The following is an 18,254-nucleotide window of genomic DNA, read 5'->3' on the forward strand; positions in this document are numbered from 1 at the left end:
TCACTTCTTGCCGTCCTCAAGCTGCGCCTTGAGGGCCATGAGCTTGGCGAAGGGCGAATTCGGGTCCGGCTGTTTCTCCCGGCGCTCGTGCCCGCCATCACGGCGCGCCTCGATGCGCTTGTCGGGACGCGGGCCGCGACGGTCGTCCGGACGGCGCGGCGGACGGTTGTCCGGCCTGCCGCCCTCGCCCTGCCCTTCCCGACGGTCGGGACGGCGCCCAGGGCGGTCCCCCTGGCGACCCTCCTCGCGACCCTCTTGGCGCGGCTGGCGTTCGGCCTGGCCGTCACCGTGACGCGGACGACGATCGCCCCGCTCGGGACGTCCACCACGGCTCTGACGAGGCTGGCCGCCTTCGTGATGGCGGCGATGCTGACGCCACACCTCGATCACCAGCGATTCAGGTGCAGCCTCGGCGGCCTGCTCAGGAGAAGCCTCGGCAGCAGGCGCGGGCTCGGCCGCAGGCGCTTCGGTCTCGGCGGGAGCAGCTTCGACGGGGGCTTCCGCAGTCTCTTCGACAGACTCGGCATCCTGTGCAGCCTCGCCGTCCACAACGGGGGCCGGAGCTTCGACCGCTTGCGGCGCGGCAACGAGCGGCACGGTGATGGCCGGACCGCTGCGGCGGTCCATGACATAGCCGAGCGATTTCAGAATGGTCGCGAAGTCCTCGCCCGCGCAGCCGACGAGCGACGTCATGGCGACGGTAGCGACGAAGCCTTCGCCATCGGCGGCACCAGCCGGCGGCTCGCCGGGAGTGACGCCGGGGCGATAGGCGATGGCCGGGCGGATAAGGTCCGCCAGACGCTCCAGAATATCGACGCGCACGGCTCGGCCGCCGCAGACGCGGAAGCCCGCTGCACGGTAGAGGCCCGCCGCGATATTGGTGTCGACCGGGATCGAGGTCCGGCCCGATTGGGCGAGATGGGCGATCTCATCGATGCCCTTCTGATCGAGGCCGCTGTTCTGAAGCGCCCAGAGCTGCGCCGCCAGCGTACGGGGCGCGGGCTTCAGAAGAGCCGGCAGATAGAGGTGATAGGCGCCGAAACGCACGCCCGCCTTGCGCAGGGCGGCACGGGCCTCCTGGTCGAGGCTGCGCACGTCGTTGAGCACCTTGGCGCGCTCCAGCACGCCGAGGGACTCGCCGATCTGGAAGGCGATGCCGCGGGCAAGGCCGGTCAGCTCGGCATTGGTCTCGAGCTGCATGACGGGCCCCAGCAGGCGCACGACATAGGCCTTGAGCCAGGCGCGGAGGCGGGTTTCCACCTTCTCCTGGGCCGGGCCAGTCAATTGCTCGTCCGAGAGGATGCGCAGGCGCGGCTCGAAAAGCTTGTCGCCCGGCTCGAGCTTCCCGACGGGATCGCCCATCCAGCGGATGGTGCCGTCGTTGGAGAGCACGAGCATCGCGTCCGGGGTTTCGGCAAACCGATCCGCCCGCGCCTCGATTTCTCCGGCCAGCGCCTTGCTGGCGGCGTTGCGCAGGGTCTTGGCTTCCGTGGCATCGGCCTGGGGATCGGGCACGAACTGGAATCCGTGCAGGTGGCCGATGTGCTGACCCTCGACAGTGACATCGCCGGAGGTCGTAATTTCCGCTTCGAGCATCGTGTTCTCTCTCAAGCGCCGCATGAGAACGCTCGTGCGCCTGTCAATAAAGCGCTGGGCGAGACGTTCATGGAGCGCGTCCGATAACTTGTCCTCTACCTGACGCGCAACACCCTGCCAATGCTCAGGATCCTTCAACCAGTCAGGACGGTTAGCAACAAAGGACCAGGTACGGACCTGTGCTATCCGATTGGAGAGGGTGTCGATATCCCCGTCGGTCCGGTCCATAGCCAGGAGATGCCGGGAGAACCAATCGGCCGGAATTGCCCGGTCCGTCATGAGGAATCGATAGAGCTGGCCTACCAGATCCGCATGGGTTTGCGGGGAAACCTTGCGGTAATCCGGCACCTGGCAAACTTGCCAGAGGCGCTCGACGGCGACTTGCGACCGGCTCAGCGCCTGAATGTCGTCCTCCCGCGCCAGCAATTCGAGCGCGGCGACGTCCTCGCCCATGGGTGCACGCACCAGACCGTGCTCGCGCGGCTGCTCGGCCAGCGAATCGCGCAGGCGGCTCAGGCTCGAGAAGTCGAGATCGGGGTTGCGCCACTGCAGAATCCGCAACGGATCGAAAGTGTGGTTCTCCAGCGCCTCGACCGTCTCGGCATCGAAGGAGGGGCAGCGCCCCGTCGTGCCGAAGGTTCCGTCGCGCATATGGCGGCCCGCGCGGCCGGCGATCTGCGCGAGTTCCGCAGGGTAAAGCTTGCGGAAGCGGAAACCGTCGAACTTCTTGTCCGAGGCGAAGGCCACGTGATCGACATCGAGATTGAGCCCCATGCCGACCGCATCGGTGGCGACGAGATAATCCACATCGCCCGACTGGTAGAGCTCCACCTGCGCGTTGCGCGTGCGGGGCGAGAGCGCGCCTAAGACCACCGCCGCGCCGCCGCTCTGACGGCGGATCAGCTCCGCGATGGCATAGACCTCCTCCGCCGAGAAGGCGACGATGGCCGTGCGCCGGGGCAGGCGCGAGACCTTCTTTTCGCCCGCGAAGGTGAGCTTCGACAGGCGCGGCCGCGTAATCACGTGCACATGCGGGATCAGCGTCTCGATCAGCGGGCGCATGGTGCTGGAGCCGATGAGCAACGTCTCCTCCCGGCCACGCTGGTTCAGCAGGCGATCGGTGAAGACATGCCCTCGGTCGAGGTCGCTCGCGAGCTGGATCTCGTCCACAGCCACAAAGGCTAGGTCGAGATCGCGCGGCATCGCCTCGACGGTGGAGATCCAATAACGCGGCCGATCCGGCTTGATCTTTTCCTCGCCGGTCACGAGCGCGACGTTGTGGACGCCCGCCTTCTCGACGACCCGTTGATAGACCTCGCGGGCGAGCAGCCGCAGCGGCAGGCCGATCATGCCGCTCTCGTGGCCGAGCATGCGCTCGATGGCGAGATGCGTCTTGCCGGTATTGGTGGGGCCGAGCACGGCCGTCACGCCGCGCGCGCGCATTTGCGGGAGAAGAGAACGACGGGCCATATCGGAGGTAGCGGATATCCCGGTGAAAACTTCGAGAGGCCCTTTGGCCCGGTTCGGGCGCAAGCGGCGTTTCTCACATGACAGGCGGCGCATCAGGCAACCGACTATCGGCTAGCCCCTTATATGGGGGTTTAGTGGCGCTGCGCTACAGCCGCGTGACGGGGTGCCTCGCTTATTGCGCCGCACCGGCCTTCACGACATCGCCAGGGGCGAGAGGCCCGCCTTTGGCCGCGCCGTCAATCGCCCAGTTCGAGGCGACGACCAGGCTCATGCCGATCATGGTGCGCACCGCGATCCGCACCGGAACGAGCACCTTCGCCCCCTCGACCGGCGCGAGCCAGACCGACATGTCCTTGTTCTCCTCCATGAATTTCGTGGAGGGCCGCAGCGCCCGGTGGCCGGAAATGGCGACATAGCGGGCGTTGCAGACGATGACCGGCCCCTTGTAGCCCGGCAGGTCGGCCTTCTTGGTCTCGGCGTAGCTCAAAACCACGTCGAAGCGGGCCGCACCGTCAAAAACAGGGATGGTGCGGTTGCAATTGGCCGCATCGGTGAGGCTGCCGGTGGCGAGCGCGGGCATCAGAAGGGCGCTGACGGGATCGACGACGCCTTTCTTGTGATCCTCCTTCACCGGCACGCGGTCAGGCTTCTCGTCGATGGGAGGCACGATCTCGACGGCGGCCACGTTGCCGTTGTCCAGGCCCATCCGCACGGTGCGCTGGTCGCTGGAGGAGCGGGAGGTCACGGCGAAGGTCGCCGGCTGCGGCTGCGGCCCGAGGATCGCGCCGGAGGCGGTTGCCGCGCCCTTGCCGCCGGTCAGCATCTTGGCAAGGCCTGAGAGCTTCACCCCCGCCTGCATCTTGTATTTCGGCCCGTCGAAGGTCGAGGACAGGTCGGCCTTGCCCAGTGGCAAGCCCGCGAGGCTGATGTCGTAATCGGCCTTGAGCGTCTGCGCATGGGCGGGCAAGCCGACGCCGACAAGGGCCAGAGTCATGAGGGCTGAGGCGATGAGGCGCATGAGAGGATTCCGGAAGTCTATCTCATTACATCACATGCGAATCCGAATAAATCGTGACCGCTGGGCTGCAAAAAGTCAGGCTCAAGCCGCGAGCTATTCTTGACGCGGGGTCCGGTTTCGGCCTATAGCCTCGCACCTTCCAAGGACTTCTGGTGTCCGGCGGCGTGGGATCTGCGTTTAAAGCAAACCCACGAGTTCGAGCCGACGCCTTGTAGATTATAGGATTGAACCCATGTCGCGCCGTTGCGAACTGACCGGCAAGGCCGTGCTGAGTGGCCACCTCGTGAGCCACTCGAACCGCAAGACGAAGCGGAAGTTCCTGCCGAACCTCTGCAACGTCACGCTGCAATCCGACACGCTCCAGCGCTCCGTGCGCCTGCGTGTCTCCGCCAATGCGCTCCGCTCGGTCGAGCACCGCGGCGGCCTCGATGCCTTCCTCGCCAAGGCGAGCGACACCGAGCTGTCGTCGAACGCCCGCACGATCAAGCGCGAGATCGAGAAGAAGCTCGCCGCCGCGAGCTAATTCCTCTCTCCCTGCAAGACGTTACGCAGCGGGCGGCCTTAACAGCCGCCCGTTTCGCGTTTGACCTTAGGGAATGCACCCCATGACCGCTCTGGACCGTCGTGATTTCGCCATCGCACTTGCCGCCATGACGGTGGTGGTGCTGTCGTCGAATATCCTGGTCCAGTATCCGTTTCATGCCTGGGGCCTGCAGGATTATTTCACCTGGGGCGCTTTCACCTATCCATTCGCGTTCCTGGTGACGGAACTCGCCAACCGGCGCTTCGGCCCTCAAGGGGCCCGCCGGGTCGTCTATGTCGGCTTCATCCTGGCCGTCGTCCTGTCCGTCATTCTGGCAACGCCGCGCATCGCCATTGCCTCGGGCAGCGCCTTCCTGACCGCTCAGTTGCTCGACATCGCCATCTTCTCGCGCCTGCGCGAAAAGGCGTGGTGGCTGCCGCCGTTTGCCTCCTCGACGATCTCGGCGGCCGTCGACACCATGATCTTTTTCTCCTTCGCCTTCTATTGCGGCCTCATTCCGGGCACCGAGCACACCATCGATGGCCTGCTCGGCCGCGTCGGAATCGTGGAGGAATGCCTGGCGCTGCCGTGGGTCACGCTGGCGATTGCCGATTACGGCGTGAAGCTGACCCTCTCCGCCTTCTCGATCCTGCCCTATGGCGCGATGCTGCGGGTCATCAACCCGGTCCTGGTCCAGCGTCGGGCGGCCTAAGGCCACCTTCAAGCAACGAGCGCGAATTCCAGCAGCAGCGTGCGCTGAAACCGGCTGAAATTGTCATCCGAGATCAGCGTCAGCACCGTCTCGCCCGCCTCCTGATGGACCGCGAGCCCTTCCATGTTGTCGATCTGATGGGATGAATCGCTCTCGAAGATGACGGCACCGTCCACTATCGCATCCGGCTTGATGGCATCCGCCGCAACGCGCCGGATGCGAATTCGAAAACCTTCGAAGATCGAGAACTGCCGCTCCAGCAAAAGCATCTCGCCGCTCGGCAGAAAAGCAAGATCGCTGATGTCGTATCCGTACGAGCGCCGGACGGAGAAGGCTCCCGTGCGCGGACCGGTGACGATGAAGCCGCGCGTCGGTTCCTCGAGCCCGCCTGAGCGCTCGGCTATCGTCACCACTGCGCCGGCGAGCGGCGAGCGCGACGGGGCGACGCCGATGGCCTCCAGACTCCGGTTATTTGGAAGATTCTTGATCTCTCCCCGGATCGTCTCAGGCAGCGTCACGAGGCTGCCCCTCGCCGCCATGCCGGAGGTACCCCAGCCAAAGCGCATGATCGCGTGCTTGCGCTCGATGCCCACATAGGCAACGCCATTGTCGATGGCGAGGCTCTCCGTATCGTAATAGCCCGTTCTGCCGAGTGGTCGCCCATCTTCATGCAGCAGGGGCGCGAGCTTCGCTTCCGTGAGCCCCGAGAGGCGGCCATCGGACGTCTTCACGCGTGCGGTCAGCCATTGGGCGTTGTCGGCGACGGAAACGATCCGCGCGCCATCGGGTGAGCGCCACAGGGCGGAGAAGCCGCCGAAGCGGCTATCGGGCGAGCGCAGGTCGAGTCCGCCGCGAAAGAGAAGATTGCCGAACCGACTGCGGCCCGGATCGGTCGAGGACAGATGGTCAATTGGCTTTGCCGTCACTTCGATCGACGTAGTCGCAGCAGCCGCGCGAGGGCGCGCGAATGTGCGTTCGGCAAAGACCGCCGCGGCGGCGGTCGCCCCGCCGCCGATCAGAAACAAACGCCGATTGGGTCTCATGCACCGATCCCGCCGACCTGTCTCACATCAAAACAGGTTGCTGCGGTGATAGGGCGCCCGCAAGCGCGATCAAGCAACGCGACGGCGCGGGGCGCGCGAGGGCAGCGGCGGGTTCTCCTCGAAAAGCTCCGCGAGCTTTTCCGTCATCACGCCGCCGAGCTCTTCCGCATCGACGATGGTGACCGCGCGGCGATAGTAGCGCGTCACGTCGTGACCGATGCCGATGGCGATGAGTTCGACCGGTGAGCGGGTTTCGATCTCGTCGATGATGAAGCGCAGATGCCGTTCGAGATAGTTGCCCGGATTGACCGAGAGCGTCGAATCATCGACCGGCGCGCCATCGGAAATCACCATGAGGATGCGCCGCTGCTCAGGACGCCCGAGAAGGCGCTTGTGCGCCCAATCCAACGCCTCGCCGTCGATGTTTTCCTTCAGCAGCCCCTCGCGCATCATCAGCCCGAGGTTTTTGCGCGCACGCCGCCACGGAGCGTCCGCCGACTTGTAGACGATGTGGCGCAGATCGTTGAGGCGGCCGGGATTGGCGGGCTTGCCGCTCTGGAGCCACAGCTCGCGCGATTGTCCGCCTTTCCAGGCCCGCGTGGTGAAGCCGAGAATTTCGACCTTCACGCCGCAGCGCTCCAGCGTGCGCGCGAGAATGTCGGCGCAGGTGGCGGCAACCGTAATCGGACGGCCGCGCATGGAGCCCGAATTGTCGAGAAGCAGCGTCACCACCGTGTCGCGGAAATTGGTGTCCTGTTCGTGCTTGAACGTGAGCGGCTGGAACGGGTCCATGACGACGCGCGGCAGGCGCGCCGGGTCGAGGGTGCCCTCTTCCAGGTCGAACTCCCATGCGCGGTTCTGCTGCGCCAGCAGACGACGCTGCAAGCGGTTCGCTAAGCGGCCGACGACGCCCTGCAAATGCGCGAGCTGCTTGTCGAGATAGGCGCGCAGGCGGCCCAACTCATCCGCATCGCAGAGATCTTCCGCGTGGACGACCTCGTCGAACTTGTGCGTGAAGGCCTTGTAGTCGGGCCCACGCGCTTCGTTGGAGCGCGACGGCGGACGCCAAGCTTCGCCGGCTTCGTCCGCATTAGCCTCGTCAGCCTCGTCGGGCATTTCGCCGGAGGGGCCATCGGCCTCCTCGGACATGCCCTCTTCCATCTCGTCGGTCGAATCCTCGCCGGCCTCGACCTGAGCCTGGTCGCCTTCCGCTTCCTGGCCTGTTTCGCCTTCAGCCTGCTGCTGATCCTGCTGGGATTCGTTTTCTTCCTCGTTCTCCTCTTCCTCCTCGCTGAAGGCGGCTTCGTCCGCCATGTCGAGAGAAGAGAGAATGTCGCGGATACCACGAGCGAAATCGCGCTGGCTTTCGATGTTCTTCAAAAGGCTGTCGAGATCGTGTCCCGCGCGGTCTTCAATGAAATCGCGCCAGAGATCGACGATTTTGGTCGCCGCCGCCGGCGGCTTCTGGCCAGTCAGACGCTCGCGCACCATCAACGCCACCGCATCCTCGAGCGGCGCGTCAGCGCGGTCGGTAACCTGTTCGTAGCGGCCGCCACGATGATAGCGGTCTTCCAGCATCGCGGAGATGTTGGTGGCGACGCCGCTCATGCGGCGCGAGCCGATGGATTCGACGCGCGCCTGCTCGACTGCATCGAAAACCGCGCGCGCGGCCTGACCTTCCGGTGCGAGGCGGCGATGAAGCGCCGTGTCATGGCAGGCCAAACGCAAAGCCATGGAATCCGCATTGCCGCGCAGGATCGCCACATCCTGCGGCGTCAGCCGCCGCGGTGGTTCCGGCAAACGGGCCTTGTCGCCCATGAGCGCCGGGCGGTCGGAGGCGAAGGTGACTTCCAGGTCCTGCTTGCGCGCAATCGCCTTCATGCAGCCGGCGATGGAGCGCTTCAGCGGCTCCGCCGGCGCTTCCTTCTTCTCACCTGGCTTGCGGTTCGAGATGGACATGGCGACCTTTTTTCATCCGTCATCCCGGCCGAGGCGAAGCGCAGAGCCGGGATCGCTTACACCAGTACCGATCCCGGATCACATCGACGATGCGTCCGGGATGACGAGAATTACGACAGCGCGATATTCACGGCGCTCTCCGGCAACTCCTTGCCGAAGGAGCGCTGATAGAACTCAGCGACCAGCGCCCGCTCCAACTCGTCGCACTTGTTGAGGAAGGTGACGCGGAATGAAAAGCCCGTGTCGCCGAAGATCTCGGCGTTCTCAGCCCAGGTGATCACCGTGCGCGGGCTCATGACGGTCGAGAGATCGCCGTTCATGAAGGCGCTGCGGGTAAGATCCGCCACGCGCACCATCTTGTTGACGATATCGCGCCCTTCCGTGCTGTCCTGATAATGCTTCGCCTTGGAGAGGACGATGTCCACTTCCTTGTCGTGCGGCAGATAGTTGAGCGTCGTCACGATGGACCAGCGGTCCATCTGGCCCTGGTTGATCTGCTGCGTACCGTGATAAAGGCCCGAGGTGTCACCGAGACCGACCGTGTTGGCGGTCGCGAACAGGCGGAATGCGGGGTGAGGGCGAATAACCCGCTTCTGGTCGAGAAGCGTGAGCTTGCCCGACTGCTCCAGCACGCGCTGGATCACGAACATCACGTCCGGACGGCCCGCATCGTACTCATCAAACACGAGCGCCACATTGTGCTGCAGCGCCCAGGGGAGAATGCCGTCCTGGAACGCGGTGACCTGCTTGCCTTCCTGGAGCACGATGGCGTCCTTGCCGACGAGGTCGATACGCGAGACGTGGCTGTCGAGGTTCACGCGCACGCACGGCCAGTTGAGGCGCGCAGCGACCTGCTCGATATGGGTCGACTTACCCGTGCCGTGATAGCCGGTGATCATGACGCGGCGGTTGCGGGCGAAGCCTGCGAGAATGGCGAGCGTCGTCTCCCGGTCAAACAGATAATCGGGGTCGAGATCCGGCACATGCTCCTCGGCTTGCGAGAAGGCAGGAACTTCAAGATCCGAATCGATGCCGAAGACCTGTCGCACCGACACTTTCATGTCGGGCATTTGGGTCGTGGTGTCGGTTTGTGCCGTCATAGGGGCCTCTCGATCGGATTGTAAAAACGCTTCGTTTGCGGGTGATGGATTGTCGGCTTCTTACCGCTCAAGGCGGCAGGGCGCAATTTCCTATGTGCTTGGCAGGGTTGCATCGGAATGCCCTGTCTCAGCACAAACCGGCTGCTTTGAGGGCATCATGCGCCTTGATGATGTCTCGCAGCCGCTCCTCGAAGGAGCGGTCGCCGCCATTGGCGTCCGGGTGAAAGCGCTTCACCAGCGTCTTGTATTGGGCCTTGATCGCCGGCCCATCGGCCGTCTCGTCGAGCCCCAGAATATCGAGGGCGCGCCGGAGCTGGCCGGTATAGCGCGGCTTTTTGGGCTCGGCGGGCGCCCGGCGCTGGCGGGCCTGCCGGAAATCCTCGCCGTTCAAAACGCCGAGCGGGTCGACATAAGCCCAATCCCGCTCGCCGTTGGCCCCGCCTTCGGCCTTGGCCGCGGAATTCACGCCCATGGCCCAGGTCGGGCGGTGGCCGATGATGGCGTCCTTCTGATACGCGGCGACCGCATTATCCGACATGCCGGCGAAATAATTGTACGAGGCGTTGTATTCCCGCACATGGGTGAGGCAGAAGCGCCAATACTGCCCCTCGGCATCCCGCCCCTTCGGCGCGCGATAAAGCCCCTCCGCCCGGCAGGAGGGGTGCTCGCAGACCGGTCCCTTCGTCTCGCGCGGCTCCTCGGCGGACGGCTTGATGCGGATGCGGTCGAAAAGAGGCGAATTGAGATCCATAACGATGCGATTATGAGTGGCTTGAAGGCCGGAGCCAAGGGCTCAGCGCTTTTCGCCGCAGATATGTTCAAAAAGGCTTACGAATCAGCATGACCCTCGCCGCGTGGATCAGAGATGAACTTCAGGAGCGCCTGCATCCGGTCGAACTCGTCGTTACGGACGAATCGGAGCAGCATCACGGCCATGTCGGCTGGCGTGAGGGCGGCGAAACCCATTTCCGGATTCATATCGTGTCGGACGCCTTCGCAGGCAAGAGCCGCGTCGAACGTCACCGCCTCGTGAATGAGACGCTGAAGGGCGCCTTCGCGAAGGGCCTTCACGCGCTCGCCATTGAGGCCCGCGCGACGGGCGAGCCCGATCCGCGCGGAAGCCGCCGAGGCTAAAAGGGCCTACTTGATTCGCTCGAGCACACTGACGTAGTTCGCCACCGCCGCGCCACCCATGTTGAAGATGCCGCCGAGCACCGGGTTCTTGACCTGGATACCGCCGGCCTCCTCGCAGAGCTGCATGGCGGAGAGCGCGTGCATGGAGACGCCCGTCGCGCCGATGGGATGACCCTTGGCCTTCAAGCCGCCGGAGGGATTGACCGGCAGCCTGCCGTCGCGGCTAGTCCAGCCTTCCTTGACCGCGATAGCGCCCTGCCCTGCCGGGGTGAGCCCCATCGCCTCGTATTCGATGAGTTCGGCGATGGTGAAGCAATCATGGGTCTCGACGAAGGAGAGGTTGGTGAGCTGAATGCCCGCCTGATCGAGCGCCCGTCGCCACGCTTCGGCGCAGCCTTCGAATTTCACGATGTCGCGTTTCGACATCGGCAGGAAATCCTGCGCATGGGCAGTCGCGCGGAAGGCGACCGCGCGCTTCATACGCAAGGCCGTTTCCGTGTCCGCAATGACCAGCGCTGCCGCGCCATCCGAGACGAGCGAACAGTCGGTGCGCTTCAAGGGCCCCGCGACGAAGGGATTCTTCTCGCTTTCCGCGCGGCAGAACTCGTAGCCGAGATCCTTGCGCATCTGCGCGAAAGGATTGTCGACACCGTTCTTGTGATTCTTGGCCGCAATCAGCGCCAGCGCGTCCGACTGATCGCCGTAGCGCTGGAAATAGAGACCCGCGATCTGGCCGAACACGCCGGCGAAACCGCCCTTCGTGTCGCCATCCTCCGGCAGGTAGGAGGCCTTGAGCAAGATGTTGCCGATCTCCGGGCCCGGCGTCGTCGTCATCTGCTCGACGCCGACCACCAGCACCGTCTTGGCGCGGCGCGCCTCGATGGTCTTGATGGCCTGATGCACCGCCGCCGACCCGGTCGCGCAGGCATTCTCGACCCGCGTCGCGGGCTTGAAGCGGAATTTATCGCTCGTCTGAAACACCAGCGAGGCCGTGAATTCCTGGGGCGAGAAGCCGCCGTTGAAATGGCCAAGCACTACTTCGTCGATGTCCTCAGGCCCCAGCCCCGCGTGATCGAGTGCCTCCTTCGTGACGCGGACGATCAGGCTCTCGACGGTCTCGCCGTCGAGCTTCCCGAAGGGCGTGTGGGCCCAGCCCACGATACAGGCCGTCATCGGCGTTCTCCCATCCATGATGTGACATGAAAGATGGTCCCAAACCCGGAACGCGGCAAGCCGCCCCGGAAGCGCGATGTGCAAAGCTCATCGGACACCTTGTCTGTCTCTCGTGCTCGTGATCCATGGGAGGCAAATGAAAGGAATATCTGATGCGCCTCGCCGTCTTCTGCGGATCGAATCCTGGCAATGACCCGATCTATCTCGACGCCGCACGAGACCTCGGGACCGCGATGGCGAAAGCGGGAATCGATCTTGTTTATGGCGGCGCATCCGTCGGACTGATGGGCGCTGTGGCCGATGCCGCGCTCGCGGCCGGCGGCCACGTGATCGGCGTCATGCCGCAGGCGCTCCTCGACAAGGAGATCGGCCATCGAGGCTTGAGCGATTTGCGGATCGTCGGCTCAATGCATGAGCGCAAGGCGCTGATTGCCGAACTGTCTGACGGCTTTATCGCGCTGCCCGGCGGGATCGGCACTTTTGAGGAGATTTTCGAGGTCTGGACCTGGGCGCAGCTCGGCTATCACAGGAAGCCCTGCGCGTTGTTCAACGCAGGTGGCTTTTACGACAAGCTGATCGGCTTCCTCGACGACGTGACATCAGAGGGGTTCGTCAAGGCGCCCCACCGCGCCATGCTGATCGTCGAGAAAGAGCCAGAGGCCATGATCCGGGCGGTTCAGGATTACGAACCGCCCGTCGTGATCAAATGGATCAAGACCGGCCAAGAATGATCCTTCAATGATCCTTCAGGCCTTGTAGGCCTCGACCCCCGCGCCCAGATGCGCGTTGTTGGCCTCGCGGATGCGCGCGGCCTCATCATCGTAGAGGAAGGGCAGGAACGCGTAGCGGCGACCCGCTGTGACTTTCGACACCGCGTGCAACAGCGGGCACGAGAACACCACCGCGCCGCCGGGCGGCGCCTTGTAGCCGCGCGATCCGTATTCCGGAAAGCTGACCTCGCCGCCCTCGAACTCAGCATTGAGATTGATCGACACCGCAAACCGCCGATGTGCGGTGCCTTTGGTGGTGTTGTCGCGGTGCGCACGGAAATGGCCGCCATCCTCCGCCGCGTAGCAGGAGACGATGTAGCGCTCCATGCGGGTCGGCGTGAAGAAGTGAACCTTCTCGATCTCAGGATTGATGCGGCGGATCACCCGCGCCTGAGCCTGGCGGATCAGGGTATCATCCGTGATCGTGAAATCTTTCCGGCGCTTGTGGTCTGGATTGTGAACCGGAACGGTCTTGCCGTCGATCTCGCGCATGTAGCCGGATTCCTGGCCGCCATGCTGCTCATAGAGATTGATGAGGTGCTGGCAGAACCCAGGCTCGAACACATCGGGAATGACAAGAACGGGCGCCGGAATTTCGAACCCAGCGAAGCGGTCGACCGGCGGAAGGTTCCGCAGATAGGCCATGATCTCTTCATGGGTGTCGTCCTTGAACGGAAAGATCGCGCGGACGCGCAAGGTCGGGTTCAGCACCATCCAGAAACGGCGAAGGGCCACAGGCTCTCCCGGCCGCATCTCGACATTCTCAGGCATGGCTCCATAGAGGCGGCTGACCTTGCCATCGTAATCCTGCACCTGCCGAATACCGGGAAAGCTGTCCTGAACCCGCCCCTCCACGCTGTCGCCCGGATCGATGCTGACCCCGAAGAACGCGATCTTGTCGTCATCGAAGAGGCTGCGATGCGTCGTCTGCACCGCTGTTTGCACGCTGCGGCCGGGATCGTCGGAGGCCGTGCCATAGAAACAGAGGACGATGTACCGGCCAGCCACCGTGTCGAACTGATAGGTCGGATTCCCGGCGCAGGCTTGCGTGAACCACGGCGCGGAATCGCCCACCTGGCGCACCTTGTACTTTGGCTCTGTACCCTCGGTCACCATTTCCCCCATTGACGTTAGGTTATTATGTTTTTCCTAGCGACCAGAATCGCATCCTGCAAGTCAGCTTTGCCCGAGGAGCAGAAGCGCGACCCCGCCGACGATCAGGACCATGCCCATAATCTCCCGCCGCGTCGTGGCCTGGGACAGGAACCGGTGCGATACGGCCTGTGCCATCAGAACCTCGACGAGCGCCAGGGTGCGGACATTCGCAGCCGTCGTCAGGGCAAACCCTAAAAACCAGAACTGGGAAGCGAGCGCTCCCAAAAAGCCGGCGCCGAGCGAGGGCTTCCAGGCGGAAAAGCTGGCAAACAGGGCCTTGCGGTCGAAAAGGCCGAGCCAGACGAGGAGGATCACTGTCTGCGCCCCGAGCCCCCACACCAGGGTCGTCGTAGCCCGCATGAGGGACGAGCCCTCGCCAAGCGAGAGAATCGCGCCGCGAAAGCCGATGGCCGCCAAAGCGAAGAACGCGCCCGAGACGACCCCCGCCACAACCGGCCGCAGGCCGGACGAGGTCAGGCTCGCTCCCGGCTTCATCGACATCCCGATCACGCCGAGCGTGGCGATGAGAATCGCCAGCGCGACGAGAGGGGTCAAATGATCGCCGAGGATGATGAGGCCGAAGAGCGCGACCTGTACCGGCTCGGTTTTCGTATAGGCAGTGACCACAGAAAAGGCGCGCTCCCGCATGGCCGAGAGCATGAGGGCGGTCGCCAAAATCTGCGCCGTTGCGCCGCCCAGCACATAAAGCAGGAAAGGACCGTTCGGCACCGGCACAGTCTCGGCCGTCACGAGCCGCAGGACGGCGAGCGCAATCAGGGCGAAAGGAAAGCCATAGAGAAACCGCACCTGCGTCGCGCCGACGGTGCCGATCTTCTCGGTCAACCGGCGCTGCGTGGCGTTCCGGCCCGTTTGCGCCGCCGCAGCGACAAGGGTCACCGGCACCCAGAAAAGGGAGAGATCCATGCTTCGACCTTCAAACTGCTTCGCTCCTGCCACTCTCTTGCCACGGAATGTCTTAGAAGGGGTACCGCTACCGGCGACAAATCCGCCTCGACCTAGTCAAACCCCTGGATCGAGGCTTAAAATGACCCGGCTGGCTTGAGTGGGGCCCGCCTCGATGTTTCTTTCATTCCGTCTATGGATGCGATCCGCATGAACGCAAGCCGCACCCTCCGCGCGACCGCTTTCGCCCTGGCCGCCCTGATGAGCGGTTCGGCGCTCGCCGGCAGCCCGGCCCTCGTGGTCGACGTCGAAACCGGTCGCGTCCTGCATGCGGAGCGGGCGACGGATCCGTGGTTCCCCGCCTCTATCACCAAGCTCATGACGACCTACGTGGCGCTCCAGAAGGTCCGCGCAGGTCAGCTGAAGATGGATTCGCTGCTCACCGTCTCGGAGGACGCCGCCGCCCTGCCCCCGTCCAAGATGGGCTTCAAGCCGGGCACCCAGATCCGCTTGGACAATGCACTGAAGATTCTGATGGTGAAGTCGGCCAATGATGTTGCCGCCACCATCGCCGACAACATCGGCGGCTCCATCGAGGGCTTTTCCCAGATGATGAATGCCGAGGCCCGCCGTCTCGGCATGATCGACAGTTACTTCGCCAATCCGCACGGGCTGCCCGACGAGCGCAACCAGACCACCGCCCGCGACATGGCGATCCTGGCGCGTGCGCTCCTCACCGAGTTTCCCGAGGACCAGGACCTGTTTCATATCGGCGCGATCCAGTTCGGCCGCCGCATCATGCGCAACACCAACGGGCTGATTGGCCGTTATCCGGGCGCGGACGGCATGAAGACCGGCTTCATCTGCTCCGCGGGGTTCAACGTGGTCGCCAGTGCCAGCCGTAACGGCCGCCACCTCATCACCGTCGTGCTCGGTGCCCCTTCCGCGAACGAGCGTACCATGAAGGCCGCCGAGCTTTTCGACCGGGGCTTCAGCACCACCCTGAACTTCACCAATCCGATGCTGACGGCCCTGCCCATGTCGGCCACTCGCACGCCGCCGGATATGCGCTCCGTCATCTGCGACCGGCGTGGCCCGATGCCGAAGGAGGAGGACGGCTCGACCGTGGCAACCGGCGACGATCCGGGATCACCAAATCTCTTCGCCTCGGGCGTGATGGCCTATACGGGCGACGGCACCCAGCCCCTGCGCACGGCGCTCGCCTCGCGCGCAGATGTAGAGCCGGAGCGTGTCTGGGTCGGCCTGAACCCGCCGTCAGTGGCGGACCTTGCCCGTCAGGCGGCGGAGGAAGATGCCGCCGACCGCGCGCGCAAGGCCAAAACCCACAAGAAGAAGATCGCTCACACCGGCCCCGCAAAGGCCTCGAAGCATGAGGGCGGCCGCACCAGCCTGACCCTGACGCCTGTCAGCAAGGGGGCGCCTAAGGCGGGCAAGACGGCGAAATCCGCCAAGAACTGAGCGGGCTGCTCGGTTCTGACCCTGGGGGCCGTTAACGCGGACGGCCCTTGCAATCGCATCCAATCCGCGCGAACGGTGCTGGTCCTTACGCGAACGCCGACATGAACCAGACCACCTCCCCCGCCAACGGAATGCTTTTCGCGCTGGCCTCCGCATCTCTTTACGGCCTCAACATCGTGTATGCCCGCATGGCGTCCTTTGCCGGGGCAAGCGGAACGGCCATCGTGGTCTACAGGGTGCTACTGATGCTTGCGCTCGTCGCGATTGCGGCGGCGGTCACCCGGCGCACGCTTGCCATGGCGCGCGAGGAGCTGAGCACCATGCTTATCCTCGGAATCTCCACCGCGCTCCTCGGCATCTGCTACCTTTCGGCGGTGGCCTTCATTCCGGTCACGGTCGCGGCGGTTGTTTTCTACACCTTCCCGATCCTCATCGTGCTCGCGAGCCCCTTCGTCGAGGGTACCCGGCTCACGCCGACCCTGATCGGGGTCGCCGCCCTAGCCACGCTCGGCGTCGTGATGGTGGTAGGGCCCGCTTTCAGTGGCCTCGACTGGCGGGGGCTCGCCCTCGCCTTCGCAGCAAGCGTCGCCACCGCGGTGCAATTCTTTGCCGGAGCGCGTTGCCGCAAGACAGGCGTCGTTGCCAAGGTTTTCTGGATCCATCTCCTGGTTCTGCCCACCGCCACTCTGATCGGCCTCGTGACGGGGCAGCTTGCGCCTCCCTCGACCCTGGCGGTCGCGCCCTTTGCCGTCGCCATGACCATCGGCGGCTACATCGTGGGCTTCGTCATGCAGTTTCTGGCGCTTGGTCGCATTACTGCCGTCGCCGCCGGGATCATCTATTGCACGGAGCCTGTGGTCGCTGCCCTGTCGTCGGTGCTGATTCTTGGCGAAACCGTCAATGCGCTGCAAATCGCAGGCGGCCTTCTGGTGTTGGCGGCCATCGTCACCAATGTCTTGTTGGAACAGCGCCGTCACAAGGACGCGCCGATGGTCGCAATCGCGGATTGAATCATGTCTGAGACCCGCCCCACCATGCTTCCGCCTTCACCCATTCCGCTGACGATCCTCACCGGGTTTCTGGGCGCGGGGAAAACGACGCTGCTCAACCGGCTGCTGCAGGACCCAGCGCTCAAGGACACGGTCGTCATCATCAACGAGTTCGGCGAGATCGGCCTCGATCACCTGCTCGTCGAGAAGGTCGACGAGGACATGGTGCTGCTCTCGGCAGGCTGTCTCTGCTGTACGGTGCGCGGCGACCTCATCGCCACGCTCGAAGACCTGCTGCGCAAGCGCGACAACGGGCGCATCACGCCGTTCCGTCGTGTGATCATCGAGACGACGGGTCTCGCCGATCCCGCGCCGATCCTCCACGCAGTGCTCTATCATCCCTATCTCTCGATGCGCTACGCGGTCGAAGGCGTCGTGACGGTGATCGATGCGGTCAACGGCGCGGCAACCCTCGACGCGCATCGCGAAGCGGTGAAGCAGGCGGCGGTCGCCGAGCGGATCGTGTTGACGAAAACCGATCTCGTGCGGGACCAGACTAACCTCGCGAATTTGCGAAAGCGTCTACACGACCTCAATCCCGGCGCGTCGATCCTGCCCGCCGACGCCGCAGCTGATGCCGTTGTGGCGGGCGGCCTCTTCGATCTCGAAGGCAAGATCGCCGACGTGCGCGAGTGGCTGAAGGCCGAGGCAGTGGAAAAGGCCGAGCGCGAGAGCCATGCGCATCAGCACGGCCATCATCACCACGGCCACAACGACCACGGCCATCATCACCATCACGACGTGAACCGGCACGACGAGCGCATCCGCGCCTTCTGCCTGACAAGCGACCGGCCCATCCGCCAAGGCACGCTCGACATGTTCCTCGATCTCTTGCGCTCGTCGCAAGGCGCGAAGCTGCTACGCGTGAAAGGGCTCGTCGCACTGGCCGAAGACCCGGAGCATCCGGTGGTGATCCACGGTGTGCAGCATGTCATTCATGTGCCCGCCGTGCTGCCGAAATGGCCGAGCGAAGACCGGCGCAGCCGCCTCGTCTTCATCGTCGACGATCTCGACCGCAGCGTCGTTGAAAATCTCTGGAACGCCTTCTTGGGCAAACCCGCCATCGACCAGCCGGACGCGGCGGCTTTGTCAGACAATCCGCTTTCGTTGCGGCGATAAAACTCAAACGAAAAATGGCGGAGCTTCGACCCCGCCATTTTTCGCTGTTAA

General features: G+C 64.3%; 16 protein-coding genes. 7 read left to right on the forward strand and 9 right to left on the reverse strand.

Annotation, left to right across the window (positions count from 1 at the left end; genetic code table 11):
* The gene (locus HB375_RS01120; protein ID WP_167671110.1) at nt 1-3,066 is read right to left on the reverse strand and encodes a helicase-related protein; all 3,066 of its coding nucleotides are present in this window, start codon (nt 3,064-3,066) and stop codon (nt 1-3) included.
* Nucleotides 3,067-3,238: 172 nt separating this feature from the next.
* Nucleotides 3,239-4,084, reverse strand: a complete 846-nt coding sequence (locus HB375_RS01125; protein WP_167671111.1) for a DUF3108 domain-containing protein — start codon at nt 4,082-4,084, stop codon at nt 3,239-3,241.
* Nucleotides 4,085-4,316: 232 nt separating this feature from the next.
* Here HB375_RS01125 and rpmB point away from each other — a divergent pair, with 232 nt between their 5' ends.
* Nucleotides 4,317-4,607: a 50S ribosomal protein L28 gene (gene rpmB, locus HB375_RS01130; RefSeq protein ID WP_167671112.1), complete on the forward strand. Its 291-nt coding sequence runs from the start codon at nt 4,317-4,319 to the stop codon at nt 4,605-4,607.
* A 73-nt stretch (nt 4,608-4,680) separates the two neighbouring features.
* Nucleotides 4,681-5,319, forward strand: coding sequence for a queuosine precursor transporter (locus HB375_RS01135; RefSeq protein WP_205800004.1), 639 nt, complete (start codon nt 4,681-4,683; stop codon nt 5,317-5,319).
* 8 nt (nt 5,320-5,327) lie between these two features.
* Here HB375_RS01135 and HB375_RS01140 read toward each other — a convergent pair whose 3' ends face one another.
* From HB375_RS01140 to HB375_RS01155, 4 genes are all read right to left on the reverse strand, one after another.
* On the reverse strand, nt 5,328-6,362 hold the full coding sequence (locus tag HB375_RS01140; RefSeq protein ID WP_167671114.1) for an esterase-like activity of phytase family protein: 1,035 nt from the start codon (nt 6,360-6,362) through the stop codon (nt 5,328-5,330).
* Between the two features lie 69 nt (nt 6,363-6,431).
* Complete coding sequence (gene cobT / locus HB375_RS01145; protein WP_167671115.1) at nt 6,432-8,321, reverse strand: cobaltochelatase subunit CobT; 1,890 nt, start codon at nt 8,319-8,321, stop codon at nt 6,432-6,434.
* Nucleotides 8,322-8,431: 110 nt separating this feature from the next.
* Nucleotides 8,432-9,421, reverse strand: a complete 990-nt coding sequence (gene cobS / locus HB375_RS01150) for a cobaltochelatase subunit CobS (RefSeq protein WP_167671116.1) — start codon at nt 9,419-9,421, stop codon at nt 8,432-8,434.
* A gap of 127 nt (nt 9,422-9,548) precedes the next feature.
* Entirely contained in the window at nt 9,549-10,172 is a 624-nt protein-coding gene (locus HB375_RS01155) for a J domain-containing protein (protein ID WP_167671117.1), read from the reverse strand.
* An 89-nt stretch (nt 10,173-10,261) separates the two neighbouring features.
* On the opposite strand from HB375_RS01155, the gene HB375_RS01160 reads away from it, so the two are divergent.
* Nucleotides 10,262-10,555 carry a BolA family protein gene (locus tag HB375_RS01160; protein ID WP_167671118.1) on the forward strand — a complete coding sequence of 98 codons (294 nt, stop codon included), beginning with the start codon at nt 10,262-10,264 and terminating at the stop codon, nt 10,553-10,555.
* Nucleotides 10,556-10,561: 6 nt separating this feature from the next.
* Here the strand turns inward: HB375_RS01160 and HB375_RS01165 are convergent, their stop codons facing one another.
* Entirely contained in the window at nt 10,562-11,728 is a 1,167-nt protein-coding gene (locus HB375_RS01165) for an acetyl-CoA acetyltransferase (protein ID WP_167671119.1), read from the reverse strand.
* A gap of 152 nt (nt 11,729-11,880) precedes the next feature.
* On the opposite strand from HB375_RS01165, the gene HB375_RS01170 reads away from it, so the two are divergent.
* On the forward strand, nt 11,881-12,459 hold the full coding sequence (locus HB375_RS01170; protein ID WP_167671120.1) for an LOG family protein: 579 nt from the start codon (nt 11,881-11,883) through the stop codon (nt 12,457-12,459).
* Between the two features lie 15 nt (nt 12,460-12,474).
* On the opposite strand, the gene HB375_RS01175 is transcribed toward HB375_RS01170, so the two are convergent.
* Nucleotides 12,475-13,614: a 2OG-Fe(II) oxygenase gene (locus tag HB375_RS01175; RefSeq protein ID WP_167671121.1), complete on the reverse strand. Its 1,140-nt coding sequence runs from the start codon at nt 13,612-13,614 to the stop codon at nt 12,475-12,477.
* A gap of 60 nt (nt 13,615-13,674) precedes the next feature.
* Nucleotides 13,675-14,577, reverse strand: a complete 903-nt coding sequence (locus HB375_RS01180) for a DMT family transporter (protein ID WP_167671122.1) — start codon at nt 14,575-14,577, stop codon at nt 13,675-13,677.
* Between the two features lie 189 nt (nt 14,578-14,766).
* Here HB375_RS01180 and HB375_RS01185 point away from each other — a divergent pair, with 189 nt between their 5' ends.
* The 3 genes from HB375_RS01185 to HB375_RS01195 all read left to right on the forward strand — a co-directional run bounded on the left by HB375_RS01185 (nt 14,767) and on the right by HB375_RS01195 (nt 18,203).
* The gene (locus tag HB375_RS01185; RefSeq protein WP_167671123.1) at nt 14,767-16,035 is read left to right on the forward strand and encodes a D-alanyl-D-alanine carboxypeptidase family protein; all 1,269 of its coding nucleotides are present in this window, start codon (nt 14,767-14,769) and stop codon (nt 16,033-16,035) included.
* A gap of 101 nt (nt 16,036-16,136) precedes the next feature.
* Nucleotides 16,137-17,045, forward strand: coding sequence for an EamA family transporter (locus HB375_RS01190; RefSeq protein WP_167671124.1), 909 nt, complete (start codon nt 16,137-16,139; stop codon nt 17,043-17,045).
* A gap of 3 nt (nt 17,046-17,048) precedes the next feature.
* Entirely contained in the window at nt 17,049-18,203 is a 1,155-nt protein-coding gene (locus tag HB375_RS01195) for a CobW family GTP-binding protein (RefSeq protein ID WP_205800006.1), read from the forward strand.
* Nucleotides 18,204-18,254 lie beyond the last annotated feature (51 nt).

The sequence above is a fragment of the Microvirga terricola genome, assembly GCF_011777495.1.
GTDB lineage: Bacteria > Pseudomonadota > Alphaproteobacteria > Rhizobiales > Beijerinckiaceae > Microvirga > Microvirga terricola.

Coding starts and splice junctions, on each gene's coding strand:
- HB375_RS01125 (WP_167671111.1), bottom strand. CDS start 4,084: ATGCGCCTCATCGCCTCAGCCCTCATGACTCTGGCCCTTGTCGGCGTC.
- HB375_RS01195 (WP_205800006.1), top strand. CDS start 17,049: ATGTCTGAGACCCGCCCCACCATGCTTCCGCCTTCACCCATTCCGCTG.
- HB375_RS01190 (WP_167671124.1), top strand. CDS start 16,137: ATGAACCAGACCACCTCCCCCGCCAACGGAATGCTTTTCGCGCTGGCC.
- HB375_RS01165 (WP_167671119.1), bottom strand. CDS start 11,728: ATGACGGCCTGTATCGTGGGCTGGGCCCACACGCCCTTCGGGAAGCTC.
- cobT (WP_167671115.1), bottom strand. CDS start 8,321: ATGTCCATCTCGAACCGCAAGCCAGGTGAGAAGAAGGAAGCGCCGGCG.
- HB375_RS01170 (WP_167671120.1), top strand. CDS start 11,881: ATGCGCCTCGCCGTCTTCTGCGGATCGAATCCTGGCAATGACCCGATC.
- HB375_RS01175 (WP_167671121.1), bottom strand. CDS start 13,614: ATGGTGACCGAGGGTACAGAGCCAAAGTACAAGGTGCGCCAGGTGGGC.
- HB375_RS01180 (WP_167671122.1), bottom strand. CDS start 14,577: ATGGATCTCTCCCTTTTCTGGGTGCCGGTGACCCTTGTCGCTGCGGCG.
- cobS (WP_167671116.1), bottom strand. CDS start 9,421: ATGACGGCACAAACCGACACCACGACCCAAATGCCCGACATGAAAGTG.
- HB375_RS01155 (WP_167671117.1), bottom strand. CDS start 10,172: ATGGATCTCAATTCGCCTCTTTTCGACCGCATCCGCATCAAGCCGTCC.
- HB375_RS01160 (WP_167671118.1), top strand. CDS start 10,262: ATGACCCTCGCCGCGTGGATCAGAGATGAACTTCAGGAGCGCCTGCAT.
- HB375_RS01120 (WP_167671110.1), bottom strand. CDS start 3,066: ATGGCCCGTCGTTCTCTTCTCCCGCAAATGCGCGCGCGCGGCGTGACG.
- rpmB (WP_167671112.1), top strand. CDS start 4,317: ATGTCGCGCCGTTGCGAACTGACCGGCAAGGCCGTGCTGAGTGGCCAC.
- HB375_RS01135 (WP_205800004.1), top strand. CDS start 4,681: ATGCACCCCATGACCGCTCTGGACCGTCGTGATTTCGCCATCGCACTT.
- HB375_RS01185 (WP_167671123.1), top strand. CDS start 14,767: ATGAACGCAAGCCGCACCCTCCGCGCGACCGCTTTCGCCCTGGCCGCC.
- HB375_RS01140 (WP_167671114.1), bottom strand. CDS start 6,362: ATGAGACCCAATCGGCGTTTGTTTCTGATCGGCGGCGGGGCGACCGCC.